Genomic DNA, 1393 nt, shown 5'->3' with positions numbered 1-1393 from the left:
ATTACGGTTCGCTAATCGAGCCTACGGCCCTAAAACCCTTTAACCCCAAAATATCTTAATATTATAATCCCTATACCAATTATACTTCCACCCCCACCTCCAACTTTCAGATAATGCCATGCGGCCAATAGCTCGAAGTTAAAATGACCAAGCATAACAAACTCAATGATAAGAAGAAATAAGTAGGCAACCTCAGCTAAAATAATTCCAGCCAATATCGAGAAAAAGGTAAAAAGGAGGTTGATCATTTTTTCTCTCCAGTACCATTTTGTTTGGTTATTGCTTCAACACCCTTGCCAGTTACCTCTGAAAATATTGAACCACCTAAGTCACCAAAAGAACTAGGGACTGGACTGGGTGTCATTTCTTTTGAAATACCAAAATCCCCTTTGATTTCAGAGTATTTTTGAAGCACGATTAGGACACCCACCTTTTGTAGCAAGCCACTATCGAACGGCTTGCAGGCCTTATAAGGGTGTATGCATTCGAACTGATGCCTGCAAAACTCGGCTGGCAGGAGAAATTTTCAGGTTTAGAAAGCAACGCCCCCTGCACAACCATTTACTGGACTATGTGCAATACCCGGAGCTATTAGCAGGGTAAACACAAAGCAATCAAATCCGTGGTTGATGGCATCGCAGCTGGCCACAATGGCGGGCAAACTGCTGACATTGATCTCTGCCTCCCACCACTCTGATCCCTTGTCGCCTGAACAACGTCACCTGCTTCAACCATCGAACACCATCAAAGCCCAACCGTTCCAGAATGGGTCCAAGTTGGGCCGGAATATGACCCCGCTTGTCGGGCCGAATAGCACGGCCTGTCTAATCAAGCGAGTCGATAACCAAATCGGTAATACGTTCTTTTTGGGGGATGCGATAAGCCAGGGTCACCGTGCCTGCACGCTTGCTGGCATAGCTATAGTCCTGTGCGTACAACGGCACATTCATCAACTGGAGCAGAGAGTCGAGTAGTCCCTAAGTGGCCCGCAAAGTGAGGTTGAAAATCCCCTTGAGCATCAGGAATGTACAGATGGTCTGGTCGGTATCAAGCTGGCTGCGGCCCCGTCGTCCGTAATGGCTTTGGTGAAACCAATTGTTCATTGCCTCGGTATCAACCCAGAAGGTGAGTGAACCACGGTTGAGCAAAGACTTGTTATATTGAGGCCAGTTGGTGATGGGGTGAAGTGACGCGCCCATAATGCAGACTTGAAGATGATGGCGGGATCAGATCACCAAGTTCTCAGTTAGTTCCATTCAAGCTGTATCGATTTGGGCAACAACGCCGCAAGCAGAACTAATTCTAAATAACTGATCCCAATAGTGCTACACCTTCGCTGTGCCATAGCCATTCCCCGGGAAAGGAGACACGGTATCCATGAAGTGTTTCACTC

The 1393-nt window shown here is 47.0% G+C and carries 2 protein-coding genes and 1 pseudogene; all 3 read right to left on the bottom strand.

The annotated features are described in order from the left end of the window. Positions 1-29: 29 nt before the first annotated feature. On the bottom strand, positions 30-248 hold the full coding sequence (locus tag AACS24_RS07105; RefSeq protein ID WP_108572883.1) for a hypothetical protein: 219 nt from the start codon (positions 246-248) through the stop codon (positions 30-32). After that, a complete protein-coding gene (locus AACS24_RS07100) occupies positions 245-415 on the bottom strand; it encodes a hypothetical protein (protein WP_181364335.1) in 171 nt (56 codons plus the stop codon). The genes AACS24_RS07105 and AACS24_RS07100 overlap by 4 nt, the downstream gene beginning before the upstream one ends. A 418-nt stretch (positions 416-833) precedes the next feature. Beyond that, a pseudogene (locus AACS24_RS07095) lies at positions 834-1199 on the bottom strand (transposase); the annotation flags it as partial. Between the last annotated feature and the right edge of the window lie 194 nt (positions 1200-1393).

The sequence above is a fragment of the Aeromonas sp. HMWF016 genome (assembly GCF_963878195.1).
Lineage (GTDB): Bacteria > Pseudomonadota > Gammaproteobacteria > Enterobacterales > Aeromonadaceae > Aeromonas > Aeromonas lacus.
The sequence above is the reverse complement of the archived record's forward strand: the minus strand, read 5'-3'. Positions and strand labels throughout refer to the sequence as shown.

What these genes read in the sequence shown, in the direction of transcription:
- AACS24_RS07105 (WP_108572883.1), bottom strand. Translation starts at nt 248, where the DNA reads ATGATCAACCTCCTTTTTACCTTTTTCTCGATATTGGCTGGAATTATT.